Origin of the sequence: Bradyrhizobium sp. CCBAU 11361, from assembly GCF_028128935.1 — a bacterium.
In the GTDB taxonomy this organism is placed as follows: domain Bacteria; phylum Pseudomonadota; class Alphaproteobacteria; order Rhizobiales; family Xanthobacteraceae; genus Bradyrhizobium; species Bradyrhizobium niftali.
In genome coordinates this window covers 32,827-57,658 of sequence record NZ_LBJZ01000177.1, presented here as the reverse complement: position 1 = coordinate 57,658, position 24,832 = coordinate 32,827, and the positions used below count along the sequence as shown (strand labels likewise).

At 66.3% G+C, this 24,832-nt stretch carries 22 protein-coding genes; 12 read left to right on the top strand and 10 right to left on the bottom strand.

Features of this window, described 5'->3' with window-relative positions; genetic code table 11:
• Window positions 1-2: 2 nt before the first annotated feature.
• Genes XI08_RS21635 through XI08_RS21625 form a run of 3 tightly spaced genes read left to right on the top strand, consistent with a single transcriptional unit; the run spans window position 3 to window position 2,972 of the window.
• Window positions 3-695, top strand: coding sequence for a response regulator transcription factor (locus XI08_RS21635; protein ID WP_135177535.1), 693 nt, complete (start codon window positions 3-5; stop codon window positions 693-695).
• A complete protein-coding gene (locus tag XI08_RS21630) occupies window positions 682-1,773 on the top strand; it encodes a sensor histidine kinase (RefSeq protein ID WP_271575889.1) in 1,092 nt (363 codons plus the stop codon). The genes XI08_RS21635 and XI08_RS21630 overlap by 14 nt, the downstream gene beginning before the upstream one ends.
• Before the next feature lie 29 nt (window positions 1,774-1,802).
• Window positions 1,803-2,972, top strand: a complete 1,170-nt coding sequence (locus XI08_RS21625; protein ID WP_271575888.1) for an amidohydrolase family protein — start codon at window positions 1,803-1,805, stop codon at window positions 2,970-2,972.
• Between the two features lie 78 nt (window positions 2,973-3,050).
• Here the strand turns inward: XI08_RS21625 and XI08_RS21620 are convergent, their stop codons facing one another.
• Window positions 3,051-3,422, bottom strand: a complete 372-nt coding sequence (locus XI08_RS21620) for a response regulator transcription factor (RefSeq protein WP_027547133.1) — start codon at window positions 3,420-3,422, stop codon at window positions 3,051-3,053.
• Complete coding sequence (locus XI08_RS21615; protein WP_027547134.1) at window positions 3,419-4,285, bottom strand: S1C family serine protease; 867 nt, start codon at window positions 4,283-4,285, stop codon at window positions 3,419-3,421. Before XI08_RS21615 ends, XI08_RS21620 begins: the two co-directional genes overlap by 4 nt.
• A 181-nt stretch (window positions 4,286-4,466) precedes the next feature.
• Here XI08_RS21615 and XI08_RS21610 point away from each other — a divergent pair, with 181 nt between their 5' ends.
• From XI08_RS21610 to XI08_RS21600, 3 genes are all read left to right on the top strand, one after another.
• A complete protein-coding gene (locus tag XI08_RS21610) occupies window positions 4,467-5,432 on the top strand; it encodes a VOC family protein (protein WP_271575887.1) in 966 nt (321 codons plus the stop codon).
• A gap of 61 nt (window positions 5,433-5,493) precedes the next feature.
• Window positions 5,494-6,369 (top strand): dihydrodipicolinate synthase family protein, encoded by an 876-nt coding sequence (locus XI08_RS21605; protein ID WP_271575886.1) that lies wholly within the window; start codon window positions 5,494-5,496, stop codon window positions 6,367-6,369.
• Window positions 6,370-6,569: 200 nt separating this feature from the next.
• On the top strand, window positions 6,570-8,891 hold the full coding sequence (locus XI08_RS21600) for a xanthine dehydrogenase family protein molybdopterin-binding subunit (RefSeq protein ID WP_271575885.1): 2,322 nt from the start codon (window positions 6,570-6,572) through the stop codon (window positions 8,889-8,891).
• 180 nt (window positions 8,892-9,071) lie between these two features.
• Here the strand turns inward: XI08_RS21600 and XI08_RS21595 are convergent, their stop codons facing one another.
• The 3 genes from XI08_RS21595 to XI08_RS21585 are packed head-to-tail and all read right to left on the bottom strand — an operon-like array spanning window position 9,072 to window position 12,293.
• Window positions 9,072-10,268 (bottom strand): acyl-CoA dehydrogenase family protein, encoded by a 1,197-nt coding sequence (locus XI08_RS21595; RefSeq protein ID WP_271575884.1) that lies wholly within the window; start codon window positions 10,266-10,268, stop codon window positions 9,072-9,074.
• 17 nt (window positions 10,269-10,285) lie between these two features.
• Window positions 10,286-11,434, bottom strand: a complete 1,149-nt coding sequence (locus tag XI08_RS21590; RefSeq protein WP_271575883.1) for an acyl-CoA dehydrogenase family protein — start codon at window positions 11,432-11,434, stop codon at window positions 10,286-10,288.
• A 4-nt stretch (window positions 11,435-11,438) separates the two neighbouring features.
• The gene (locus XI08_RS21585; RefSeq protein WP_271575882.1) at window positions 11,439-12,293 is read right to left on the bottom strand and encodes an enoyl-CoA hydratase; all 855 of its coding nucleotides are present in this window, start codon (window positions 12,291-12,293) and stop codon (window positions 11,439-11,441) included.
• Between the two features lie 177 nt (window positions 12,294-12,470).
• Between XI08_RS21585 and XI08_RS21580 the strand changes: the two genes are divergently transcribed.
• From XI08_RS21580 to XI08_RS21560, 5 genes are all read left to right on the top strand, one after another.
• Window positions 12,471-13,079 carry a LemA family protein gene (locus XI08_RS21580; protein WP_271575881.1) on the top strand — a complete coding sequence of 203 codons (609 nt, stop codon included), beginning with the start codon at window positions 12,471-12,473 and terminating at the stop codon, window positions 13,077-13,079.
• A 162-nt stretch (window positions 13,080-13,241) separates the two neighbouring features.
• Window positions 13,242-14,111, top strand: coding sequence for a TPM domain-containing protein (locus tag XI08_RS21575; protein WP_271575880.1), 870 nt, complete (start codon window positions 13,242-13,244; stop codon window positions 14,109-14,111).
• 5 nt (window positions 14,112-14,116) lie between these two features.
• A complete protein-coding gene (locus XI08_RS21570; protein WP_271575879.1) occupies window positions 14,117-14,614 on the top strand; it encodes a TPM domain-containing protein in 498 nt (165 codons plus the stop codon).
• Window positions 14,615-14,973: 359 nt separating this feature from the next.
• Window positions 14,974-15,939: a hypothetical protein gene (locus tag XI08_RS21565; RefSeq protein ID WP_027547143.1), complete on the top strand. Its 966-nt coding sequence runs from the start codon at window positions 14,974-14,976 to the stop codon at window positions 15,937-15,939.
• A gap of 93 nt (window positions 15,940-16,032) precedes the next feature.
• A complete protein-coding gene (locus XI08_RS21560) occupies window positions 16,033-17,568 on the top strand; it encodes a hypothetical protein (RefSeq protein ID WP_271575878.1) in 1,536 nt (511 codons plus the stop codon).
• A 121-nt stretch (window positions 17,569-17,689) separates the two neighbouring features.
• Here XI08_RS21560 and XI08_RS21555 read toward each other — a convergent pair whose 3' ends face one another.
• Window positions 17,690-18,895: a CaiB/BaiF CoA transferase family protein gene (locus tag XI08_RS21555; RefSeq protein WP_271575877.1), complete on the bottom strand. Its 1,206-nt coding sequence runs from the start codon at window positions 18,893-18,895 to the stop codon at window positions 17,690-17,692.
• Between the two features lie 111 nt (window positions 18,896-19,006).
• Entirely contained in the window at window positions 19,007-22,006 is a 3,000-nt protein-coding gene (putA, locus tag XI08_RS21550) for a bifunctional proline dehydrogenase/L-glutamate gamma-semialdehyde dehydrogenase PutA (protein WP_271575876.1), read from the bottom strand.
• Between the two features lie 114 nt (window positions 22,007-22,120).
• Here putA and XI08_RS21545 point away from each other — a divergent pair, with 114 nt between their 5' ends.
• Window positions 22,121-22,582, top strand: coding sequence for an Lrp/AsnC ligand binding domain-containing protein (locus tag XI08_RS21545; RefSeq protein ID WP_271575875.1), 462 nt, complete (start codon window positions 22,121-22,123; stop codon window positions 22,580-22,582).
• Between the two features lie 172 nt (window positions 22,583-22,754).
• Here XI08_RS21545 and XI08_RS21540 read toward each other — a convergent pair whose 3' ends face one another.
• The 3 genes from XI08_RS21540 to sorA all read right to left on the bottom strand — a co-directional run bounded on the left by XI08_RS21540 (window position 22,755) and on the right by sorA (window position 24,674).
• Window positions 22,755-22,955, bottom strand: a complete 201-nt coding sequence (locus XI08_RS21540; RefSeq protein WP_008563500.1) for a cold-shock protein — start codon at window positions 22,953-22,955, stop codon at window positions 22,755-22,757.
• Window positions 22,956-23,152: 197 nt separating this feature from the next.
• A complete protein-coding gene (gene sorB, locus XI08_RS21535; protein WP_271575874.1) occupies window positions 23,153-23,461 on the bottom strand; it encodes a SorB family sulfite dehydrogenase c-type cytochrome subunit in 309 nt (102 codons plus the stop codon).
• Window positions 23,462-23,474: 13 nt separating this feature from the next.
• Complete coding sequence (gene sorA, locus XI08_RS21530) at window positions 23,475-24,674, bottom strand: SorA family sulfite dehydrogenase catalytic subunit (protein WP_271575873.1); 1,200 nt, start codon at window positions 24,672-24,674, stop codon at window positions 23,475-23,477.
• Window positions 24,675-24,832: the final 158 nt, after the last annotated feature.

The window sequence follows — 24,832 nt, the reverse complement described above, 5'->3', positions numbered from 1 at the left end:
GCATGACCGGAGGTCACCGCCGCATCCTGGTCGTCGAGGACGATCCGGAAACCGCAGGCCAGCTCGTCGAAGAGTTGACGACCTCCGGCTATGAGGTCGATCTCGCCGCCACGGGGCGCGAAGCCCTGAGCCAGGGCGCCGCGCGCGACTATGCCGTGATCACGATCGACCGCATGCTGCCCGACATCGACGGCATCGCCGTGATGCGCCAATTGCGCGACGACGGCATCGCCGCGCCCTTCCTGATCATTTCGGCGCTCGGCGAGGTTGACGACCGCGTGCGCGGCCTGCGCGCCGGCGGGGATGACTATCTCGTCAAGCCGTTCTCCTTCGTCGAGCTGCTTGCGCGGCTGGAGGCACTCGGCCGCCGCAGCGAGACCATCGCCAAGGAGACGCTGCTGCGGGTCGGCGACCTCGCCATCGACCTGATCGCGCGCAACGCCAGCCGCCGCGGCCGCAAAATTCCGCTGCTGCCGCGCGAGTTTCAGCTGCTCGAATATCTCGTCCGCAACGAGGGCCGCGTCGTCTCGCGCGCGATGCTGCTCCAGCACGTCTGGGACCTGCATTTCGATCCCTCCACCAACATCATCGACGTCTATGTCGGGCGCGTCCGCCGCAAGGTCGACGATGCCCAGGCCTATCCGCTGATCCATACCATCCGCGGCATCGGATATTGTCTCCGTGCTCCTGGCTAAGACGCTTCGTTCCTCGACCTTCCGCCTGGCGCTGATCGCGATCGCGGCGTTCGGGCTGATCGTCGCGGCGATCATGGCTTATGTCTATTTCGGCACGCTCGCCTATGTCGAGAGCCGGCTCGGCTCCGCCGGCGATCACGACGGCTTCACCGGCACGATCGAACTCGCCATGGTCGCGGTCGCGGTGCTGCTCCTGGTGCTCGCCGGGCTCGCAGCCGTGCTGGTGACCCGGCGCACGGTGGGGCGGATCGAGGAGATCAACGCCACCAGTAGCGCCATCATGCTGTCCGGTCTCGACCGCCGTATTCCCTTGCGCGGCAGCCACGACGAGTGGGACCGCGTCGCCGAAAACCTCAACCAGATGCTCGACCGCATCGAGACGCTGATGGGCGAGGTCAAGCAGGTCAGCGACAACGTCGCCCACGATCTGCGCACCCCGCTGACGCGCATGCGCGGCCGGCTGGAAAAGGCCTATCATACTCCGCGCAACAGCGAGGCAGATGCCGTGCTGATCGGCGACACCATCGCCGATCTCGACGCCGTGCTCGGCATGTTCGCCTCCATCACCCGGATCTCGGAGATCGAGACCCGCGCCCGCAGGAGCGCCTTCCGCGCGCTTGATCTCGCCGAGATCGCCGGCGAGGTCGTCGAGCTCTACGACGCCGCCGCCGAGCAGGTTTCGACGCGTCTCAGCCTCGGCGGCGACCGCGAGGTCGCGATCACGGGCGACCGCGACCTGCTGTTCGATGCCGTCGCCAATCTCGTCGACAACGCGATCAAGCACGGCTGCAAAGGCGGGCAGGTGGCGGTGACCTGCCGCAGCGGCGATGGCGGCGCCGTGATCGCGATCGCCGACGACGGTCCGGGCATTCCGGCCGACCAGCGCGATCACGTCTTCAAGCGGTTCTACCGGCTCGAACAGAGCCGTTACACGCCGGGCAACGGCCTGGGCCTCAGCCTCGTCGCCGCGGTCGCGCGCCTTCATGGCGCCGAGATTGCGCTGCATGACAATGCGCCGGGCCTGACGGTCCAGCTCCGGTTTCCGCCGCCAGCGCAGCCCGGCACCCAACTTGCATGATCGCACGCGTACCGAGTGGAAGTCCTGCAATGTCCCGCCTGCCAGATCTCGTCATCACCAATGCCCGCACGCGCGGCCGCGAGATCGTCGACATTGCGATCACCGATGGCGTGATCACCGCGATCGGCAACCGGCTCGATCCCGGTGCACAGGCCTTTGTCGATGCCAAAGGCGGCCTGGTGACGCCGGCCTTTGTCAATCCGCACCTGCACCTCTGCAAGGTCTGGACCCTGCCGATGATGTCGGAGGCGGCGCTCGAGGCCTATCAGGGCGGCGGCATGAGCGAGGCGGCGAAGGCGGTCGATCTCGCCGCGGTGGTGAAGAGCAATTACGACGCGTCCTGGATCGTCCCGAACGCACGGCGCGCGGTGGCGCTCGCCGCGCTTCACGGCAATCTCCACATCCGCGCCTTCGCCGATGTCGACACCAAGGCCCGGCTGGAGGGCGTCAAGGCGCTGCTCGCGATCCGCGAGGAGTTTCGCGGCATCGTCGACATCCAGGTCGTGGCTTTCCCGCAGGACGGCCTGTTTCGCGAGCCCGGCGCCGACGGCCTGATGCGCAAGGCGATGGCGCTCGGGGCCGACGTCGTCGGCGGGATTCCCTGGATCGAAGCCGATGAAGAGGACATGCGCCGCCATGTCGCGTTCTGCTTCGACCTCGCGGCCGAACACGGCGCCGAAATCTCGATGCTGCTGGACGACGTCGGCGACGCCAACATGCGCACGCTCGACATGATGGCGCGCGCGGTGATCGCGCGCGGCGTCGAGGGCCGGGCGCTCGCCCATCATTGCCGGGCGATGGCGCTCTATCCCGAGAACTATCTCCGCGAGCTGATGGTGCTGCTCGGAAAGGCCCGTGTCAGCGTCGTCAGCAATCCGCACAACGGTCCGCTCCATGCGCGGGTGAAGGAATTGCTGGGTGCGGACATCAATGTCTGCCTCGGCCAGGACGACATTTCCGATGCCTATTATCCGTTCGGCCGCAACAACATGCTGGAGGTGGCGTTCCTCGCCTCGCATCTGTTGTGGATGACGAAGAAGAGCGAGTTCGAGACGCTCTACGACATGATCACCACGCGCGCCGCCACGGCGACCTCGAGCGCTATGGCCTCGGGCTCGGCTGCGCGGCCAATCTGGTCGTGCTCGAGCAGGCCGACGTCACCGAGGCCCTGCGCTTCCACGCCCCGCCCAGCATCGTGATCAGCCATGGCCGCGTCGTCGATACCGACCGCATGCGCGCCCTGGCGCAGACCGCGGTCGGCGATTGATCCGCGCCGCTCAGAGCTCGATCACGCCGCGGCGCGCGGCATGCGCCACCGCATCGGTGCGGCCGGTGGCGTCCAGCTTGTCGAGCAGCGAGCCGACATGGAATTTCACGGTGTGCACGGAGATGCCGAGCTGGCGCGCGATCATCTTGTTGGAGGCGCCCTCGGCCATCAACGCCAGCACGTCGAGCTCGCGCTGCGTCAGTGCGATGTCCTCAGGTCTTGCGCGCGGATCGCGGGCAACGACCGTGGCGGCGGCCCGCTCGCCGGGCGCGGCAAGGCGCAGCCCGGCGACATTGCCGAGCAGCGCAGCCAGGCGATCGGCGAGAGCGGCATCGTCGATCTCCAGGGACAGCAGGATCTCCGGCAGCTTGTCCTCGCTCACGCCTCCGGCCTCTCGCCGACCGTGACCTTGAAGTTGACCGGCTCGCCGCCGCGGCGCACCGCGACATCGACCACGGTGCCGACGCTCGCAGGTCCCAGCGTTCGCGACAGCGCGCGCACGCCGGACAGTTTCTGGTCGTTGACCGCCACGATCACATCGCCCTGGCGTATGCCGGCCGCCGCCGAAGGCCCGGCCTTGTCGACACTCATCACCATCGCGCCGATACCGTCGTCGAGCCGCACCGGCTGGAGTCCGAGCCCGAGATACCCGCGCGCGATGCGGCCGCGCGCCTCTAACTGCGGCGCGATACGCTCGATCGTCGCCGTCGGGATCACCAGCACGCGCCGCGGTCCGAGCACAGCCATGCCGAAAGCTTCACCCGTCGCATCGAGCGCGAGGCCGCCTTCCTGGCCGGGACGCAGGCGAACGTCGAGCTCGATCCGCGCATCGATGTCGCCGCCGCGCAAGGAGCGCCAGCTCCTGCCGGACGCCGACACCATGCCGAGCGCGGCGCTCGGCGCATCACGGTTGGTGGCCACGACAACCGACAGGGTGCCGAGGGGCGGGACCGTCGCGGCCAGCTTGACCGGCGCGACGCCAATCTCGGCACGCAGCAGCGCGATGTCGGTCGTATGGTCGCGGCCGGCGATCGTGGCGGCGACCCGGCTGCCGTCGGGGAGGCCGATCTCGACCTCGCCCTCGTCGGCCAGCGCCTCGTCGGCGGTGACGATCAGGCCGGGCTTCCAGACGAAGCCGGCCGCGCGGGAGCGATGCGAATGCACGGAGACGACGGAGGGCGCTGTACGCGCCACGACGTCCGCGAGCGCGGACGACAGTGAAGACAGAGGAGTTGGGGCGGTCATGGCGGTCTCCTGTAAGTTGTCCTCAATCTGGGATGTCGCGGGCGATTGCGAAACTGCCCGGGTGGCCAGGACAGAGCCGGCGCCGGCCGACGAACATGTGATTGGGAGCCGCTCACGGGAACGTGTAGCAATCCAGAAATTGCGCCGCACGGCCTTAAACGCTTCCAGCGAGCCCTGACCGATGACCATCGACCTCACCCGCCGCACCCTGCTTCAACTTGCCGGCGCCACCTCGCTCGCGATGGCTGCCGCTGCTGCTGCACGCGCCGAGGGCACGGCGCAAGGCACCGGGCCGACCTATGCCAGCCGCACGCCGATGCGGGTCGGCATGGTGACGCTCCGGGTAAAGAATCTCGACACGGTTGCCGACTACTACCGCGACGTGATCGGGCTGGCCGTGATGGAGCGCTCGGCGACAGTTGCAAAGCTGGGCACGGCCGGCATCACGCTGCTCGTGCTCGAGGCGCGTCCCGATGCCGCGATCGAGCCGCGCAATGCCGCCGGCCTCTACCACACCGCCTTCCTGATGCCGACCCGCAAGGACCTCGCGCGCTGGGTGGTGCATGCCGCCTCGCATCGCGTGCCGCTGTCGGGCTTTGCCGATCATCTCGTCAGTGAATCCGTCTATCTCGACGATCCCGAAGGCAACGGCATCGAGGTCTATGCCGACCGCGATCCCTCGCAATGGCAGTGGAGCGAGGGCAGCGTGAAGATGGCGACCGACGAGCTCAACATCCCCGACCTGCTGTCGCTGACCAACACGCGCGTTCCCGACTACGCCAAGGCGCCGGACGGAATGCGCATCGGCCACATGCATCTGCGCGTCGGCGATCTCGCGCAGGCGGAAAGCTTCTACCACGGCACGGTCGGCCTCGACCCGACCCGCAAGCGCAATGGTGCCGCGTTCCTGTCGTCGGGCCGCTATCACCATCACCTCGGCATGAATGTCTGGCAGAGCCAGGGCGCCGGCCAGCGCGACGATCAGACCACGGGTCTTGCCTGGTTCTCGCTGGTGATGGCCAAGCAGGACATTCTCGCCGCCCAGGTGGAGCGCCTGCGCAAGGGCGGTACGCAAGTTACGGCGCTTGCGGACGGTGTGGAGGCGATCGACCCCTGGGGCACGCGGGTGCGGCTGCTCAGGGTTTGATCGCCTGCGCAGGCATTGCTAAGACCCGTCAGGTGCAAACCAGTTTCCGGGGCCCCCTGACATGCCCGATTTCCACGGTGTCTTCCCCTATCTCGTCTCGCCCGTCGATGCCGACGGCGCGGTGCGCAGGAACGTGCTCGCGAAACTCTGCGGCGACCTGATTGGCGCCGGCGTTCATGGGCTGACGCCGCTCGGCTCGACCGGCGAATTCGCCTATCTCAATGCCGCGCAGCGGACGGCAATCGTGCAGACCACCATCGAGGCCGCGAAGGGCCGCGTGCCCGTGGTGGCCGGTGTGGCCTCCACCTCGACGGCCGATGCGGTGGCGCAGGCGAGGGCCTATCAGAAGCTCGGCGCCGACGGCATTCTCGCGATCCTGGAGGCCTATTTCCCGCTCGCCGACGCCCAGGTCGAATCCTACTTCCGCGCCATCGCGGATGCCGTAGACATTCCCGTCGTCATCTACACCAACCCGCAATTCCAGCGCTCCGACCTCACCCTCGACATCATCGCGCGCCTCGCCGGGCATCCGCGCATCGGCTACATCAAGGACGCCTCCACCAACACCGGCCGGCTGCTCTCGATCATGAACCGCTGCGGCGATTCCTTGCGGGTGTTCTCGGCCTCCGCCCACATTCCGGCCGCGGTAATGCTGATCGGCGGGCTCGGCTGGATGGCCGGACCTGCCTGCATCATCCCGCGCCAGAGCGTGGCGCTCTACGACCTCTGCCGGGCCGGCCGCTGGGACGAGGCCATGGCGCTCCAGCGCAGGCTGTGGCGCATCAACGAGGCCTTCGCCCGCTTCAACCTCGCCGCCTGCATCAAGGCCGGCCTTTCGATCCAGGGCTACGACGTCGGCGACCCCATCCAGCCGCAGGCCGCGCTGACGGCCGACGCGCGCAAGGTGGTGGAAGCGGCGCTCAAGGAGCTGGCATAGCCGTCATTCCGGGGCGATGCGCAGCATCGAACCCGGAATCTCGAGATTCCGGGTCTGGTCCTTCGGACCATCCCGGAATGACGATTCCAACGGCATGACGAATGTGTGGGTTCATCGCCCAAAACCGCGGCTGGTATGCCCCCGGTCGATCCGCTAAAAGGCTGCCCGCAGTTTCGAAAAGACCTCGAGGACCCCACGGAATGAACATTCTTCCCGGCAATTTGCGTTTCGGAGCGGGCCAGCCCGTCAAGCGTTTGGAAGACCTGAGGCTGCTGACCGGGAAGGGGCAATTCATCGACGACAAGCCGCAAGACGGCGCGCTGTGGTTGCACGTGCTGCGCTCGCCGCATGCGCACGCCAGGATCGTTTCGATCGACACCAGCGCGGCGGCCGCGATGCCCGGCGTCACCGCGATCTACACCGGCGCGGATCTCGTCAAGGACGACGTCGGCAGCATTCCGACGCTGAGCATCTTCAAGCGCCCCGACGGCAAGCCGATGACGGTGCCGCCGCGCCGGCTGCTCGCCCATGAGATCGTGCGTTACACCGGCGAGGCGGTGGCGGCGGTGGTGGCGGCCTCCCGCGCGGAAGCGCAGAGCGCGGCCGAGGCGATCGTGGTCGAATACGACGTGCAGCCGGCGGTGGTCGACCCGGTCGAGGCGGTGAAGCCCGGCGCGCCCGTGGTGTGGCCCGAGGCGCCCGACAACATCGTCGGCGCGATGGCTTACGGCGATGCCGCCAAGGTGGACGAGGCCTTCGCCAAGGCCGCGCACACGGTCGAGCTCGACATCGTCAGCCAGCGCCTCGTGCCCTCCGCGATGGAGCCGCGCTCGACCATCGCCGAGATCGACAAGAAGACCGGACGTCTCCTGCTGCATGTGCAGTCGCAGACGCCGGCCTCGACCCGCGACGTGCTGGCGGAAGCCGTGCTCAAACGGCCCAAGGACAGCGTGCGCGTGCTGGTCGGCGACATCGGCGGCGGCTTTGGCCAGAAGACTAACCTCTATCCCGAGGACGGTATCGTCGCCTACGCCGCGACCAAGCTGAACAAGAAGATCCGCTGGCGCGGCGACCGCACCGACGAGTTCGTCGGCGGCACCCACGGCCGCGACCTCACCTCGACCGCGTCCTTCGCGCTGGACGAGAAGGGCAAGGTGCTGGCCTATCGCGTCAAATCGATCGGCTGCACCGGCGCCTATTCCTCGGGTGCGGCGAACATCATCCCGCTGGTGCTCGGGCCGTTCGTGCAGACCGGCGTCTACGACCTGCCGCTGGTGCATTTCGAGGTGAAGTCGGTGATGACGCATACCGCGCCGGTCGGCGCCTATCGCGGTGCGGGCCGGCCCGAGGCGGTCTTCATCGTCGAGCGCCTGTTCGACGCCGCCGCGCGAAAGATCGGCATGGATCCGCGCGCGATTCGCAAAGCCAACTACATCAAGCCGGCGCAGCTGCCCTACACCAACGCGGCGGGTCAGGTGTACGATTCCGGTGCCTTCGCCCACATGCTCGATCGTGCCGTGAAGCTTGCGGACTGGGACGGCTTCGCCGCGCGCAAGAAGGCCGCGAAGAAGAAGGGCCTGCTCTACGGCCGCGGGCTCACCTCCTACATCGAATGGACCGGCGGCCGCGCCCATACCGAGAAGGTCAGCCTGCACGCGACCTCGCAGGGCCGCGTCGTTCTGCATTCCGGCACCATGGCGATGGGGCAGGGGCTGCAGACCACCTACACCCAGATGATCGCCGACACGCTGGGCATTGCCATGGACAAGATCGATGTCGTCCAGGGCGATACCGATCTGGCGATGGGTTTTGGCAGCGTCGGCTCGCGCTCGCTGTTCGTCGGCGGCACGGCCGTGGCCGTCTCGTCGAGTGACCTGATCCAGAAGGCGCGCGAGAAGGCGGCGAACGTGCTGGAGACCTCGATCGAGGACATCGAATATCAGGGCGGCATGCTCACCGTGGTCGGCACCGACCGCCGCATCAGCCTGTTCGAACTTGCCGAGAAGGAGAGCGGCGCAAAACTCAGCGTCGATTCCGAAGGCGAGGTCGACGGTCCGAGCTGGCCGAACGGCACGCATATCTGCGAGGTCGAGATCGACCCCGAGACCGGCGTCTCCCGCGTCGTGCGCTACACCACCGTCGACGATGTCGGCGTTGCCGTGAACCCGATGCTGGTGACGGGGCAGATCCATGGCGGCGTCGCGCAGGGAATCGGCCAGGCGCTCTATGAAGGCGTCTCCTACGATGCCGACGGTCAACTCCTCACCGCGAGCTATCAGGATTACTGCATCCCGCGCGCCGACGACGTGCCGCCGATCGTGGTGACGTTGGACGATTCCGCGCCCTGCCGCACCAATCCGCTCGGCGCCAAGGGTTGCGGCGAATCCGGCGCCATCGGCGGCCCGCCCTGCGTCACCAACGGCGTGATGGACGCACTCGCCGAGCTCGGCATCACCCAGCTCAACACGCCCTTGACGCCGCAGAAGATCTGGCAGGCGATCAGGGACGCGAAGGTGGGTTAATTGTAGCCTGCGCTGCTGCGGCAATTTCAGCTCGTCGTCCCGGCGAAGGCCGGGACCCATACCCACCGAGCGGAATTTGGCGAAGATCGGTAATTGCCAGCTTCGCGCCACACCTCTTCCCGGCGTATGGGTCCCGGCCTTCGCCGGGACGACAGCGAGTGTGTGGCGCCAGCTTGTGGCTCAAATCCCCAGCATCATCTTCGCAATGATGTCGCGCTGGATCTCGGACGTGCCGCCGAAGATCGTGTAGGCCCGGCCGTTGAGATATTCCGGCACCACCGTCAGCATCTCCTCGGGCGTCGCCGGCTCGCGGTTGAGCTTGTAGAGCGGGCGCATCGGCTCGACGGCGAGGGCGTCGTGGCCGATCACGTCGGCGCCCAGCCGCGTCACGGCCTGGCGGATCTCGCTGTTGCGCAGCTTCAGGATCGACGACACCGCGCCGGGATTCTGCCCGGTCTGGAGCGCCGAGAGCACGCGCAGCTCGGTCATCTCCAATGCGTCGATGTCGACCTCGACCTCGGAGATGCGGGTCGCGATATCGGGACTGTCGATGGCGCGGCCGGTCAGGTCCGACTCGGCAAGGTCCGCGATCGCCTTCAGCCCCTCGCGCAGCTTGGCGGACGCGATGCCCGAGCCGCGTTCGAATTCGAGCAGATATTTGCCGTAGGTCCAGCCCTTGCCTTCCTCGCCGACGCGGTTGGCGACGGGTACGCGCACGTCGTCGAAGAACACCTGGTTGACCTCGTGGTCGCCGCCGATGGTGAGGATCGGGCGCGTCGTGATGCCCGGCGTCTTCATGTCGATCAGGATGAAGCTGATGCCGTCCTGCTGCCGCGGTCCGTCGCCGGTGCGCACCAGCGCGAACATGCGGCTCGCGTGGTGGGCATGCGTGGTCCAGATCTTGGTGCCGTTGATGATGTAGTCGTCGCCCTCGCGCACCGCGCGCGTCTTCAGCGAGGACAGGTCGGAGCCGGAGCCCGGCTCGGAATAGCCCTGGCACCAATAATCCTCGCCGGAGAGAATGCGCGGCAGGTAGAAGTTCTTCTGCTCGGGCGAGCCGAAGCCGATGATGACGGGCCCGACCATCTTGACGCCCATCACGTTGACGTTCGGCACGCCGGCGCGTGCGGATTCGGTCTCGAAAATCCAGCGCTGCGCCGGCGTCCAGTCCGGCCCGCCATATTCGATCGGCCAGCCCGGCGCGCCCCAACCCTGCCTGTGCAGCGCGCGCTGCCAGGCCATGCCGATGTCAGGGTCGGAGAACACCGACGGCGTCAGCGCGGTCGCGCGCTTCATCTCCTCGGTGAGATTTTTGGCGATGAAGCCGCGCACCTCGTCCTGGAAGGCGCGCTCCTCGGCATTGAACGACAGGTCCATGATGCGCTCCCTTCGGTTCAGACCGGCACGCTGGCGCGGCCGAGCCGGGCGTGGCGGGCATAGTGGTGCGCGCTGCCGCCGAACAGCGTGTCGAAGGCGACGAGCCGCTTGAAATAGGCGCCGACCTCGAGCTCCTCGGTGACGCCCATGCCGCCATGGAGCTGGATCGACTGCTCGCCGACGAAGCGCGCGCATTTGCCGATCTTCGCCTTCGCGCCCGAGGCGGCCCGCGCGCGCTCGATCGGCGTGCTGTCTGCCTTCAGCGCGGCGCGCAGCGCCATCGAGCGCGCCTCGTCCACCTGCATCGCCATGTCGGCGAGGCGGTGGCGGATCACCTGGTTGGCGGACAGCGGCCGGCCGAACTGTTTCCGGATCTTGGTATATTCCAGCGTCGTCTCCAGCAGCGTCTGCATGATGCCGACGGCTTCCGCGCCGAGCGCGGCCATGGCGCGATCGACGGCCCATTCGATGGCCGGGAGCGCGTCGCGGACGTCGCCGAGCAGGGCGTCCTCCGGAAGATGCACGTCGGGCAGCTCGATATTGCAGGCGCGCCCGCCACCGAGCCGCGGATAGTCGGTGATCGAGAGGCCCGGCGCCGTTGCCGGCACCAGGAACAGGCCGATCCGCCCCGATGGCCCGCGATGATCGTGAATATGCGCGGACACGATGATCTCGTCGGCGGCATGGCCGTCGAGCACGGCGATCTTGCTGCCGGCAAGGCGCCAGCCCTGCGCGGTCTTGTTGGCGGCGGTCGCGACCTTTGCGAGATCGAACCGCGCTGCGCGTTCGGAATGCGCAAGAGCCAGCTTCAACGATCCGTCCGCGATCTTCGGCAGGCTCGCCTGCTTCTGCGCGGTGCTGCCGCATCGCTCGATCAGCGCGGCTCCGAGCACGACCGTCGCGACATAAGGCTCCGACACCAGTCCGCGGCCGAAGGCTTCCATCAAGATGCCGATCTCGACCGCACCACCGCCGAGCCCATCAAACTCCTCCGGGATCGGCAACGCCAGCCAGCCAAGCTCGGCGAACTGCGCCCAGACCGCCGGGCTGAAGCCGAGCGGGTCGTTCGCCATCTTGCGGCGATGATCGGCATCGTAGCTCTCGGCCACGAAGCGTTCCGCGCTTTCGCGCAGCAGCCGTTGCTCGTCACTGAGATTGAGATCCATGTCGCTACTCCGCGGCCGCCGGCGGCTTGCGCACCGAGGGATGCAGGCCGGATGGATCGACGATCATGCCGAACTCCTGAAGGTTATGGGCGTGACAGAGCTGATGCAGGGCAAAGGCCTGGTCGATTGCGGCCGGCTGACCCATCACGTCGACCGAACGATTGACCGCCTCCTTGGTCAGCTTCAGCGCGAAGGACGGTTTTGATGCGATCCGGCGCGCCAGCTCCAGCACGCGCGATGACAACTCCGCGCGCGGCACGACCTGGTTGACCATGCCGAGCTGATGCGCCTCCTGCGCGCTCCAGCTGTCGGCCGTGAACAGGAATTCCTTGGCCTTGCGCGGGCCGAGCTCCCAGGGATGCACGAACCATTCGACGCCGCAGACGCCCATGGTGACCACGGGATCGCAGAACTGCGCATCGTCGCTGGCGACGATGAGGTCGCAGGCCCAGGCCAGCATCAAGCCGCCGGCGATGCACTTGCCGTGCACCTCGGCGATTACAGGTTTTGCCAGATTGCGCCAACGGCGCGTGATCTGGAGATAGATTTCCTGCTCGCGCGCGAAGCGGCCATGGGCATTGGCTTCGGTGAAGCCGCCCCAATTTCCGATCGGCGGAAAATCGACGCCCGCTTCATTCTTGCTGCCCGGGCGCAGGTCGTGGCCCGAGGAGAAGTGCGGCCCGTTGCCGGCGAGGATGATCACCTTGATCGCGTCGTCCTGCACCGCGGCATCGAAGGCGGCGTTGAGATCGTAGGTCATTTGCAGGTTCTGCGCGTTGCGCGCATCGGGCCGGTTCATCACGACCCGGGCAATCGCCGGCTCCGGCCGCTCCACGAGGATGGTCTCGAACGAGGACATCGCGTTCCCCCTGGCGTTTCCGTTTGGTCTTGTTGTTTTGTTGAGTTGACTATGTTGGCCAGGCATAGGCAAGGGGCTTGCGTCAATCGGCTGCTTTTCGCGCCGCCGGCACAAGATGTCTGGTACCGCGCGCGTTCAATCTGGTAGTTTGCACCGGATTCCACCGGGAGAAATTTGATGCGCAAGATCCTGACCGTGCTGGCGGCGCTGGCCTCGCTCAGCCTCACCAATTGCGGCTACAACGCGATCCAGAGCGAGGACGAGCAGATCAAGGCCAACTGGTCCGAAGTCGTGAACCAGTATCAGCGCCGCGCCGATCTCGTGCCCAACCTGGTCAACTCGGTGAAGGGCTTTGCGCAGCAGGAGAAGGACGTGCTGCTCGGCGTGACCAATGCGCGCGCCAAGGTCGGCAGCATCCAGGCGACGCCGGAGGTGCTGAACGACCCCGCGGCCTTCCAGAAGTTCCAGGCCGCCCAGGGCGAGCTCTCCAGCGCGCTGTCACGCCTTCTGGTCGTCACCGAAAACTACCCGCAGCTCAAGTCGGACGCTCTGTTCAAGGACCTGATGTCCCAGCTCGAAGGCACCGAGAACCGCATCACAGTGGCGCGCAACCGCTACATCAAGGCGGTGCAGGATTACAACGTCACCATCCGCTCGTTCCCGAGCAATCTCACTGCGATGATGTTCGGCTACAAGGAGAAGCCGAACTTCTCGGTGGAGAACGAGAAGGCGATCTCGAACGCACCGAAGGTCGATTTCAATCCGGCGCCTGCGCCGTCGAAGTAAGCGCGTTCAGCCCCGATGCGCACCACATCCTCCGCTGTCATTCCCCGCGAAAGCGGGGAATCCAGTACGCCGCGGCTTCTCCGTGATCCACCGGCGTCTCTGGAATACTGGATCGCCCGGTCAAGCCGGGCGACGACCGCGAGGTTGTGGCGAACGATTGCGGTGTTCGCACTCGTCCTCGCCTTCGCCCTCCCGGCCTTCGCCGACGTCGCCGTGCCGCAGCTCACTGGCCGCGTGGTCGACCAGACCGGAACGCTCTCCAGCAGCGACATTGCCGCGCTCACGCAAAAACTGCGCGACTTCGAGACGCGCAAGGGCAGCCAGGTCGCCGTGCTGATCGTGCCGACCACGCAGCCGGAGACGATCGAGCAGTTCTCGATCCGGGTTGCTGAGGCCTGGAAGCTCGGCCGCAAGAAGGTCGACGACGGCGCGATCCTCGTCGTTGCCAAGAACGACCGGCATCTGCGCATCGAGGTCGGCTACGGCCTCGAAGGTGCGCTCACCGACGTCACCTCGCGGCGGATCATCGACGAGATCATCACACCGAAATTCAGAACGGGCGATTTCAGCGGCGGCATCTCGGACGGCGTCGATCGGATGACCCGCGTCATCGACGGCGAGCCGCTGCCAGTACCTTCGCCGACTGTGAATTTCGGCAATCTGGACGATATCGGGCCGCTCTTCTTCGTGACGGTGTTCGCCTCGATCGGGGTCGGCGGGTTCTTCCGGGCCATGCTGGGGCGGCTGCTCGGATCATTGGCGACCGGAGGCATCATCGCAGCGCTGACCTGGCTCATTCTCGGTTCTTTCGCGCTTGCCATGGTGCTCGGCGTCGCCGGCTTCATCATCGGATTCATCGCCGATGTGGTTTCCGCGATGGGACCAGGCACGGGGTCGTCGCGTCGGGGCTCGTGGTCGAGCGGATCCTCGGGAGGCAGTTGGAGCAGCGGATCGTCGGGCAGCAGCGACAGCGGCAGCTTCAGCGGCGGTGGTGGCAGTTTTGGCGGCGGCGGCGCCTCGGGGAGCTGGTAGCGGTCATGGGCATCAAGCGCATTGCCAGACATCTGGTGCAGCATCATTGGCGGGCAAAGCGAATCTTTCCGCCAAGGGTGCTCAGCCGCATCGAGCAGGCGATCAGGCAGGGTGAGACCACGCATTCCGGCCAGGTCCGCTTCGTCGTCGAAGGTGCGCTTGACGGCGGCCCCCTGTTCCGCAACCAGCCGGCGCGCGAGCGCGCGCTCGACGTGTTCTCGCACCTGCGCGTCTGGGACACCGCGCACAACAACGGTGTCCTCATCTATCTCCTGCTCGCCGACCGCGACGTCGAGATCATTGCCGACCGCGGCATCGACGCGAAGGTGGGCGCGGCGGGCTGGGAGACCATCTGCCGCGCTATGGAGGCGGAGTTCAGGTCCGGCGCGTTCGAGCGCGGCGTGATCGACGGCATCGCGTCGGTGTCGCGCGAACTGGCCAGGCATTTTCCGCCAGGCGGCCCGCATCGCAACGAGCTGCCGGATGCGCCGGTGGTGATGTGACGGACGGGCAGTAATCCGCACTCCGTCATTGCGAGCCAACGGGTCCGCGCAAAGCGCGGCCCGATGACAGGCTCCGCGAAGCAATCCAGAGTCTTTCCGCGGTGGCAGTCTGGATTGCTTCGCTGCGCTCGCAATGACGACGTGGATGGGCGGCGGCCCGGCTGTTGCGCGGCCGTTCATCTTCCCCCGGTTACAATTTGTTTCACGCCCGCCACACCGGTTCCACTTTCCCGGCCCAATTCGGCCCCTGATGACTTCCTAAAATTTCGGTAAGCGGGTCCCGAAGTAAGGATTTCGCAAGCAATGAAAGTTACCAAAAGGTCAATCCAGCGTGGAGTATTTGAGCCGTGAGCGAACCAATGGCTGAGCAGGCTGCCCAAGACACGAGCGTCGTCGAAGCTGCGACCGCGCCGCAGGCCGTCGAAGCTGCCGGGATCGAGGCGCCCTCGATCGCCCCCGACCATGAGGCGCCGCCCAAGCCCGATCCGGTCAAGATCGAGCCGCCGCGGATCGAGGTGCCGAAGTTCGAGGCCAAGGTTGAGCCGAAGGCCGAGAGCAAGCCCGAGCCGAAGCCCGGCAAGCTCATCGTGATGGCCCCCTCCGACCGGTCCTGGGACCGCGAGGATTTCGCCCCGCACGTGAAGGCGGACGAGCCGCGCGAGGCCGGCGGCAAGCGCCGTCTGTCGGCGATGGTCGCAGTGGTGGCGATTGCCGCCAGCGTCGGTGCGATCAGCGGTGCGCTTGCAACTGCCGGCATGATGCACTTTGCCGCGCCGGCGCCGGCGCAGGTCGCCGACACCAGCGCGCTGGATGCCTCCGTCGCGCGGATCGATGCCGACCTCGTCGCGCTCAAGGCGAATGTCGAGCACACCTCCAAGACCGGTCTCAGCCAGGTCAACCGGGCCAACGACCGCCTCGACAAGCTCGAGAAGGCGCAGGCCGAGCCGATGGCCAGGATCGCAAAACTGTCCGAGACCGTGGACAAGCTCCGAGCGACGCCGCCCGCCGCTCCCGCGCAGGCCGCAGCCGCGGCGCCCGCCAGGGAAACCACCGGCTCGATCGCGCCGACCCAGGTCGCGACCGCGGCCGCCGCACCGGCTCCCGTGCCCGCCGCGCCCAGGACCGAGGTCGGCCGGCTCCCGACGATCGACGGCTGGGTGCTGCGTGACGTCTCGAACGGCGGCGCGCTGATCGAGGGCCGCGGAGGCCTCTACGAGGTCTATGCCGGCGATCCCATTCCCGGCGTCGGCCGCGTCGATGCGATCCGCCGTCAGGACGGCCGCTGGGTGGTCGTCACCAGCAAGGGCCTGATCGTCGCGCGCTAAGCTGCCGACATTCGACTTCAGAAGAGGCGCTTCACCACCATGTGAAGCGCCTTTTTGCTTGAATAGGCGTCCCCGCGCGGTGTTACTGAAGGCATGAACCGCGCGTTGCGAATTCTCCTTGCTGTCGTCGTGCTTTTGGGTGGCGCCATGTCGCTGCCGGCAGCGGAGAATGCACAGCTCACGCGCGGCACCGCCATCACCGATCCCGATGTCCTGCGCAAGCTCGACCAGAACGATGCGCTCACCATCTCGCGCCTGTTGTGGCCGCAGCGGAACGCGGATTTTCCGCTCACGAACGATCTGCTGTTCTCCTCGATGCCGCAGCTTGCGCCAATTCCGCCGGCAATCGATGCGGAGTTCGACCGCTACATCGCAGGACACAAGGCGGCATGGCCGAGCGAGACCATCGGTGTCGGCGAAGGTTTTGACGTCCAGTTGTTCGATCGGGCCGCGCTGAAATCCCCCAACACGCGTTTCGTGCTGGCCGGCATCGTGAACCGCATGGACCGCGCCTATGTGGCGGAGGACTCTTGCGGCGAGATCCGCTTGATCTATCGGCTCACCCGTTTCGACGCCGGACCGGATGGGGCCAGGACGGCGACGCGCCTGCCGATGACGTTCAATCTGGTGATGAAGGCGCGCGATGCCCGCCAGGTCGCCTCGAACGGCAAGCCGGTCACCTGCGCCGAGGTCGCACGGCGCTGGCTCGACAATGGCGACTGGCAGGAGCTGATCGGCGGCGGCTTCCATCCTTACGATGCCATGCTCGATCGCATCGAGACCAACATCCAGGTCTCCATCGCGCCGAAATCGGCGCTGCACGATTTCCGCTCGGACTATTTGCTCAAGGTGTTCAAGTATGATGCCGCGACGAAGACGTTCGAGGAATCGACGCTGGAGAACCAGATCGACCGCGAGCGGATTCTTGCGGACAATGATCTCCGGCGCGACTTCAAGGCGTGGCTGCTCGCGCCCGACCATCTGCGCGAATTCGATCGCGGCACGGTGCTGATCCCCGAGAAATTCCTGGCCAAGGCCGCGGTCGTGCCGACACCGGCGGGCCTTGATGGGTCCGCGTTGCAGCCGGAGTTCGGCATGATGCAAGGGGAGGGCAACAGCGATCCCGTTTTCACCGACAGCGACGTGGTCGGCGCGTTGAAGCAAGCGACCGCGCGCGGTGACATGCAGAACATTCGTTCGGTCGCAGGCCTTCAGCGCCGCCTCAACGACGTCACCTGCGCCGGCTGTCACCAGACCCGCGGCATCGGCGGCTTCCATTTTCCGGGCGTGGATTGGCTCGCGGACAAGCCGTCCAATTCCACCATCGTGCCGGCCTCGCCGCATTTCCTCGGCGACCAGCTTCGCCGCCGCGACATCCTGACCGCGTTCGCGGCCGGACAGCGCCCAGATTTCTCACGCGGATTTGCCAGCCGGCCGCAGGCCCGCGGCAGCCAGGAACTGGCCGGCACCGAATATCAGGACGGCTGGGGCGCGCATTGTTCCCTGCAAAATGCAGGATCGGGAACGCCCGACAAGAGTTTTACGTCGTGGAGCTGTGCCAAAGGGTTGACCTGTCAGGCTGCCGCGGCCTCGCGCCGCATCGGCATGTGCTTCATCAAGACGCGTTAGCGCGTGCGCAAGCCAGACAGAGCGATTTGGATGACCCGGGCATTCACGTTCTGGTTTCCGCGCTCAAGATCGTGGATGGTCGGGATAAGCCCGGCCATGACGGCCCGGGCTAGCGCGCGTCCTACCCCACCGCTCCCGAACCCCGCAGCTGCTTGATCGCGGCCTCGTCGTATCCCGCTCCGCGCAAGATCTCGTCACTGTGCTCGCCGACGCCGGGCGGCTTGCGCGGCTGCACCTTCTTGGCGCCGTCGACCCAGATCGGGCTGGAGATGGTGAGCATGGTGTCGTTCTCGAACGGCACCAGCACCTCGTTGTCCAGCATCTGCTTGTCGTTCGGGATGTCGTCGAGAATGCCGACGATGCCGAACACGAGGCCGTTGCCGTCGAGAATCTTGCGCCATTCGGCAAGATCCCTGGTGGCGAAGGTCTCGTCAAAAACCTTGATCAGTTCGACCGAACGGGCGTGACGGTCGGCCTTGGTGGCGAAGCGCGGATCGTCAATCAGGTCCTCGCGTCCCAGGCATCTGGCCAGTATCGGAAACTGCTTCTCCTCGCTCAGCAGCGACAGGATCAACCAGCGGCCGTCCTTGCACTGGTAGTGGTTGGCCACGGCGTTCAGCGCATGTTCGCGCGGCCGCCTCTCGGCGAACTTGGAGCCGCACAGTTTTGCCTGCGCCAGCGTGCCCGCGGCCCACACCCCGTTCGCCATCAGATTGGAGGCGACATGCGAGCCCTTGCCGGTCTTCTCGCGCTGATAGAGCGCGGTGACGATCGCGCTGTACAATGCCATGGCGCAGGGATGGTCGCCCATGCCGGCGACCGAGCGCGCCGGCGTGGTGTCGGTGTCGGCGCGGACGAGGTCCATCAGGCCGGAGCGCGCCCAATAGGCATTGCTGTCGAAGCCGGGCTTGTTGGCCTCTTCGCCCTTCTCGCCATAGCCGGTGAAGGAGGCGTAGATCAGCCGGTCGTTGAGATGGGCGAGGTGGTCATAGGTGATGCCGAGCTTGGCGCGCACCGGCGGCGGCATGTTGGTGATGAAGACGTCGGCCTCTTCGACGAGCTTGTAGAGCACGGCCTGCGCCTCCGGCTTGGAGAGGTCGAGCGCGATGCTCTTCTTGTTGCGAGCCTCCAGCAGCCAGGCGAAATTGTGCTCCCCAGTGGGATAGCCCGGTATGTTCGGCAGATTGCGGTAGGGGTCGCCAGCGCCGGGCGGCTCGATCTTGATGACGTCGGCGCCGAAATCCGACAGCACGGTCGCGGCCGCGGGCGCAGCGATGAAGCTCGCGCAGTCCAGAACCTTCAGCCCAGCAAAAATGCCCTTGTCCATCGCGGCGTTGCTCCCTCGCTCTTGTTGTTTCCCGCGTGCTGGAATTAGCGCGGCCACATCATGGGAGCATTAGACCGATGTTTTGGCGGGATGCAACGCTCCTCGCTGGCCTCACTCCTCCCCTGCGAGCAAGGCAGCGTTGCCGCCGGCGGCAGCGGTGTTGATGGTCACGGTCTGCTCGGTGGCGAAGCGCACGAGGTAGTGCGGGCCGCCGGCCTTCGGGCCGGTTCCGGACAGGCCGTTGCCGCCGAACGGCTGCACGCCGACCACGGCGCCGATCATGTTGCGGTTGACGTAGATGTTGCCGACCTGGACGCGGTCGATGATCGCCTCGATGCTGTCGTCGATGCGGGAGTGGACGCCGAGCGTGAGCCCGTAGCCGGTGCGCTCGATCGCCTGCAACACGCGTTCGAGGTTCTCGGCGCGATAGCGAACGACATGCAGGATCGGGCCGAACACTTCCTCGGTGAGCTGGCCGGCCTCCTTGAGCTCGAAGATGTGCGGCGCGACGAAGCAGCCCTCGGGCGCGGGGCCGGCGAAGTGCAGCCGCACCTCTTTCTTCATCCGCGCGATATGCGCCTCGAGGCGCTGCTTGGCCTCAAGGTCGATCACCGGCCCGACATGGGTTGCGACATCGGAGGGATCGCCGATCTTCAATTCGCGTGCCGCGCCCGCGATCATCTCGATCATGCGGTCGGCGACGTCCTCCTGCACGAACAGGAGCCGCAGCGCCGAGCAGCGCTGGCCGGCGGAACGAAACGCCGAGGTCACGACGTCGTCGGCGACCTGCTCCGGCAGCGCGGTGGCATCGGCGATCATGGCATTGATGCCGCCGGTCTCCGCGATCAGCGGCACGATCGGCCCGTCCTTGGCCGCGAGCGTCCGGTTGATGCTGCGGGCGACCTCGGTCGAGCCGGTGAAGACGACGCCGGCGATGTCAGAATGTGCAGTCAGCACCGCGCCAATCCGGCCGTCGCCGGTGATCAAGTGCAGTGCGCTTGCGGGAATGCCGGCCTCGTGCAGCAGGGCTACGGCCTCGCGCGCGATGCGCGGCGTCTGCTCGGCGGGTTTTGCCACGACGCTGTTGCCGGCCATCAGCGCTGCCGTGACCTGCCCGAGGAAGATCGCCAGCGGGAAATTCCACGGCGAGATCGCGACGAAGACGCCGCGGCCGCGCATGGCGAGCGCGTTGCTCTCGCCGGTCGGGCCCGGCATCGCCGTCTCGCTGCCGAACAGCTTGCGGCCCTGGGCGGCATAGTAGCGGCAGAAGTCGGCGGCCTCACGCAACTCCGACAGCGCATCGTCGAGCGTCTTGCCGCCCTCGCGCTGGAGCAGCGCGATGAAACGGGCGCTGCGGCTCTCCAGGAGATAGGCGGCCTGCTCCAGCGCGGCCGCGCGCGTGGCCGCCGGGGTCCGGCTCCAGGCCGCAAAACACGTACGGGCGGCGGCCACCGCTGCGTTGGCCTGGTCCGGCGTTGCATCGGCGATCGGCTTCGGATCGGCTGCCGCGGCCTTGACGTCGGTCAGTAGCTGGTCGAGCGCGGCGCGTGCGCCGAATTCGACGCCGCGCGAATTGCGCCGCTCCGGCGCGAACAGATCGCAGGGGAGCGGAATCCTGGGATGGGCCGCCGCTTGTGGCCGGACGATGGCATCCGCCGGACGCTGCAACAGCGCCGGGACCGGAACGCGATAATCGGCGGCCTGCGCCACGAAGGAGGAATTGGCGCCGTTCTCGAGCAGCCGCCGCACCAGATAGGCGAGCAGGTCGCGATGGCTGCCGACTGGGGCATAGGTGCGGTAGGCGATGTCAGGGTGATCCTTGGCGAGCTGCTCGTAGAGCGCCTCGCCCATGCCGTGCAGGCGCTGGAATTCGAAGCCGCCGCCGTCCCCGGCCATCTCCAGCACGGTCGCGACCGTCAGCGCGTTGTGGGTGGCGAATTGCGGGAAGATGCGCGGCCGCAGGCCGAGCAGCTTCGAGGCGCAGGCGACGTAGTTCAGGTCCGTCATCGCCTTGCGCGTGAACACGGGGTAGCCGTCGAGCCCGCGCTCCTGCGCGCGCTTGATCTCGGTATCCCAATAGGCGCCCTTGACCAGCCGCACCATCAGCTTGCGGTCATGCGCCCGCGCCAGCGCATCGACATAGTCGATCACCGCGCTCGCGCGCTTCTGATAGGCCTGGATGGCGAGCCCAAAACCGTCCCAGCCTGCAAGCGAGGGATCGGCCAGCGTTGCCGCGATCACGTCGAGCGACAATTCCAGCCGGTCCGCTTCCTCGGCATCGACGGTGAAGTTGAGATCATGGGCCTTGGCGCGCTGCGCCAGATCGAGCAGCTGCGGCACCAGCTCGGCCATCACGCGCGCGTGGCTGATCGCCTCGAAGCGCGGATGAAGCGCCGAGAGCTTGACGGAGATGCCGGGCCGGTCGGCCAGGGGATGGTTGCCGGCCGCCTTGCCGATGGTCTCGATCGCGCTGGCATAGGCGTCGAAATAGCGTCTGGCGTCCGCCGCGGTGCGCGCGCCTTCGCCGAGCATGTCGAAGGAGTAGCGCGTCTTCTGGCCGGAGCGCGGCTTGCCCCGCTCCAGCGCCTGCTCGATGGTCTCACCCAGCACGAAGTGACTGCCCATCAGCCGCATCGCCTGGCGCGTGGCGGTGCGCACCGCCGGCGCCCCTAACCGCTTCACCAGCCGGCCGATGGTGCCGTCGGGCGTCTCGCCGGGCTGGATTACCCGCGCCGACAGGCCGAGCGCCCAGGCCGAGGCGTTGACCAGGAAGGCGGTGGACTTGGTCTCGTGATGGATGAAGTCGCCCTCGCCGAGCTTGTCCTCGATGAACTGGTCGGCGGTGCGCGCGTCGGGCACGCGCAGCAGCGCCTCCGCCAGCACCATCAGTGCGAGGCCTTCCTTGGTCGAGAGCGCGAACTCCCGCAGCATGTCCTCGACCCCGCCAAGCCGGTCGTCGCGCTTGCGGATCGCCTCGATCAGCCGCGTCGCGGTGCGGTCGATCCGCGCTTCCTGCGGCCGGGACAGATGCGACGCCGGCAGGAGGCGGGCGGCGATCTCGGTATCATCGGGCGCGTAGGGGGCGGTGAAGGGAGGCGGGATGTTCGGCATGGCGTGTCCTGTGGCTCAAATCCAGGATAAGGCCGGCATGACCGCAGTTCGATAGACAAGTTAGCCTGTTTGCCTTAGAAAATGAAGATAGGTGCCATGATAGCCAGATAAAATATGGAACTTGATCGAATCGACCGGAGAATACTCTCGATTTTGCAGGAGGATGGGCGAATCGCCAATGTGGAGCTCGCCGAACGCATCGGCTTGTCGCCGACGTCGATCGGCGAGCGGCTGAAGCGCTTGCAGCGCGAGGGCTTTGTCGAGGGCTATGGCGCGCGGCTCAATCCGCACCGGCTTGGCCTCGGGCTTCTGGTGTTCGTCGAGGTGCTGCTCGACAAGACCACGCCCGACAATTTCGAGCGCTTTGCGCGCGCGGTGAAACTCGCGCCTGAGGTGCTGGAGTGTCACATGGTTGCCGGCGGCTTCGACTATCTTGTGAAGGCGCGGCTTGCGGACATGAGGGCGTATCGGCGCTTCCTCGGCGAGACCCTGCTGTCGATGCCGGGCGTGCGCGAGACGCGGACCTACGCGGTGATGGAGGAGATCAAGCGCGACGCACCGTTGCCGGTGGGCTGACGAAGTGCCGTCGCGATTGTCATTGCCATGGCGCTGAACAAGCGATCTTGCAAGGAAAAATAGCTCTCCGTGTGCAATCGCAACGCCTGTCGTCGAATGCACTGGCCGTCTTCTAAAATTTTTTTTGGCCCGGCTCCCGGATTGATCCGGGAGGCAGCAAACGCTGGCGGGCTTATACTTTGAGGTTTTCTGCGGAGGTCTTGCCCCGGTTTGCGATCTCTTCGTATTCCACCGTCTGTCCCTCGTTGAGGGTGGACAGACCGGCTTTCTGCACCGCCGAGATATGCACGAACACATCCTTGCCCCCCGACGCAGGCTGGATAAATCCATAACCCTTCGTCGGGTTGAACCACTTGACCGTACCTTTAGCCATCACGACTTCTCCGCGGGTCTTCCTCCGAGATCTCGAACCGCCAGTCCCCGCCAACCGGCCGGTTCGGTCCTAACAGGATACGCGGAATGTGGCAGGCTTGGTAGCTCAAACCACATCAGGCTTTTGCCGAATTCCGCTCAACTTCGCGGCGTTTTTGCCGATTTTGCCCGTTTGGCGGTCAATCGGCCTGCGCGCCGTCAATACGTCGTGGCCAGATAATCGACGATCTTGCCGACATCGGCGTCGTCGATCGGTGCGCCATAGACCTTGATCATCTTGGTCACCTCGGCTTGCCAGAAGGCTTTCTTGTCCTTCATCGGCGGCTGCGTGTTGACGTAGTCGGCCGAGTGGCAGGCGCTGCAATTGCCCTGTACGACCTCGAGATTGGGGCCGGGCTTGAAGGCGGCGACCTCGTCCGGCGTCTTGTAGTTGATCGGCGCCGCAAATGCCGAACCCACCACGGCGGCGAAAGCGAGCGAGATGGCGAGGAGGACGGTGCGCTGCATGATCATTCTCCCCTCAGGCCACGCTGACGCGGACGGTTTCGACGACGTTGCGCAAATAACCCGCCGGGTTCCAGCGCGGCGTATCCGGCTGGGTCTCGCCGCCATTGCCGGTGGCGCGGACCTTGAGCTCGTACGAGCCGGCCGAGAGCTTCACCGGCAGCTTCCATTCGCGGAACGCGTATTTGCCGAGATCCTTGCCGAGCCTGGCGCTCGTCCAGGTCTTGCCGCCGTCGGTGGAGACCGCGACGTCCTTGATGCCCTTGCCGCCGTCGAAGGCGATGCCGCGCAGTGTCGTGCTACCCGCCTTCAGCCTGGCGCCGTCAGGCACGCTGGTGATGAAGGAGCGGATGGTGAAGCGGTTGATCGGGATCGTCGCCTTCGGCGCGGTGCCGGGCTCGATCGCATTGTTCGGGGTATCAGGAATGCGATAGGCCGACTTCATCCAGAAGCCGTCGTAGACATTGTCGATGACGGTGATCTCGTTGAGGTGCTTGACCCAGTAGGTGCCGAAATAGCCGGGCACGATCAGGCGCAGCGGGAAGCCGTTGAGGAACGGCAGGTCCTCGCCGTTCATGCCATAGGCCAGCATCACCTCGCCGTCGGTGGCATGATCGATGTCGAGCGCCTTGATGAAGTCAGGCGTCTTGTCGCTGACCGGACCGTCCATGCCGTTGAACGTGACCTGCCTGGCGCCGCTCTGCACCCCCGCCATCTCGAGCACGGTCTTTAGCGGCACGCCGCGCCAGCGCGCGCAGCCCATGGCGCCGTTGGCGAGCTGACCGCCGGCGACACGCGGCTCGAAGAAGCCGCGGCTGTTGCCTGAGCATTGATTGACGGCGACGGTCTCGGTCGCCTTCATCTTGCGGATGTCCTTGAGCGACAGCTTGAGCGGCTTGTCGACCTTGCCCTTGATCTCGAGCGTGAACTTGTCGGGGTCGAGATTGTAGGGCAGGTCGGAGAGGTGATAGCGCACGAAGAACGCGTTGTTCGGCGTGATCGGGCCGTCGTTGAACACGGTGAACGGCGTCTCGAGCTGCGGCGGTCGGCTGGTCAGGCCGATCATCGGCCGCTTCTGCGGATATTTCACCAGCGGCCGTTCGCCATTGGCGAAGGGCAGGGTGAAGGTGTCGAGTGCCAGCGCTTTGGTGGAGTTCAGTGTGGCCGCCATGGCGGCAAGCCCCGCTCCTTTGAGCAGGTCGCGTCGATCGAACATCTGGTCCCCTCCCGGAGCTTTTCGTTGGATCGCGGTCATCACCGCGATCCTGCGTTCATCTGTCGCAACGATGCTGATGAAGTCAATTCGTGCTTTCGCAGCAGGCCCATGCCGCTGCATTGCAGCAAGCCGGTGTTACGCTTGTAACGAGATTGAGC

What these genes read in the sequence shown, in the direction of transcription:
- XI08_RS21635 (WP_135177535.1), top strand. Translation starts at nt 3, where the DNA reads ATGACCGGAGGTCACCGCCGCATCCTGGTCGTCGAGGACGATCCGGAA.
- XI08_RS21625 (WP_271575888.1), top strand. Translation starts at nt 1,803, where the DNA reads ATGTCCCGCCTGCCAGATCTCGTCATCACCAATGCCCGCACGCGCGGC.
- XI08_RS21615 (WP_027547134.1), bottom strand. Translation starts at nt 4,285, where the DNA reads ATGACCGCCCCAACTCCTCTGTCTTCACTGTCGTCCGCGCTCGCGGAC.
- XI08_RS21610 (WP_271575887.1), top strand. Translation starts at nt 4,467, where the DNA reads ATGACCATCGACCTCACCCGCCGCACCCTGCTTCAACTTGCCGGCGCC.
- XI08_RS21605 (WP_271575886.1), top strand. Translation starts at nt 5,494, where the DNA reads ATGCCCGATTTCCACGGTGTCTTCCCCTATCTCGTCTCGCCCGTCGAT.
- XI08_RS21600 (WP_271575885.1), top strand. Translation starts at nt 6,570, where the DNA reads ATGAACATTCTTCCCGGCAATTTGCGTTTCGGAGCGGGCCAGCCCGTC.
- XI08_RS21595 (WP_271575884.1), bottom strand. Translation starts at nt 10,268, where the DNA reads ATGGACCTGTCGTTCAATGCCGAGGAGCGCGCCTTCCAGGACGAGGTG.
- XI08_RS21590 (WP_271575883.1), bottom strand. Translation starts at nt 11,434, where the DNA reads ATGGATCTCAATCTCAGTGACGAGCAACGGCTGCTGCGCGAAAGCGCG.
- XI08_RS21585 (WP_271575882.1), bottom strand. Translation starts at nt 12,293, where the DNA reads ATGTCCTCGTTCGAGACCATCCTCGTGGAGCGGCCGGAGCCGGCGATT.
- XI08_RS21580 (WP_271575881.1), top strand. Translation starts at nt 12,471, where the DNA reads ATGCGCAAGATCCTGACCGTGCTGGCGGCGCTGGCCTCGCTCAGCCTC.
- XI08_RS21570 (WP_271575879.1), top strand. Translation starts at nt 14,117, where the DNA reads ATGGGCATCAAGCGCATTGCCAGACATCTGGTGCAGCATCATTGGCGG.
- XI08_RS21565 (WP_027547143.1), top strand. Translation starts at nt 14,974, where the DNA reads ATGGCTGAGCAGGCTGCCCAAGACACGAGCGTCGTCGAAGCTGCGACC.
- XI08_RS21560 (WP_271575878.1), top strand. Translation starts at nt 16,033, where the DNA reads ATGAACCGCGCGTTGCGAATTCTCCTTGCTGTCGTCGTGCTTTTGGGT.
- XI08_RS21555 (WP_271575877.1), bottom strand. Translation starts at nt 18,895, where the DNA reads ATGGACAAGGGCATTTTTGCTGGGCTGAAGGTTCTGGACTGCGCGAGC.
- putA (WP_271575876.1), bottom strand. Translation starts at nt 22,006, where the DNA reads ATGCCGAACATCCCGCCTCCCTTCACCGCCCCCTACGCGCCCGATGAT.
- XI08_RS21545 (WP_271575875.1), top strand. Translation starts at nt 22,121, where the DNA reads ATGGAACTTGATCGAATCGACCGGAGAATACTCTCGATTTTGCAGGAG.
- XI08_RS21540 (WP_008563500.1), bottom strand. Translation starts at nt 22,955, where the DNA reads ATGGCTAAAGGTACGGTCAAGTGGTTCAACCCGACGAAGGGTTATGGA.
- sorB (WP_271575874.1), bottom strand. Translation starts at nt 23,461, where the DNA reads ATGCAGCGCACCGTCCTCCTCGCCATCTCGCTCGCTTTCGCCGCCGTG.
- sorA (WP_271575873.1), bottom strand. Translation starts at nt 24,674, where the DNA reads ATGTTCGATCGACGCGACCTGCTCAAAGGAGCGGGGCTTGCCGCCATG.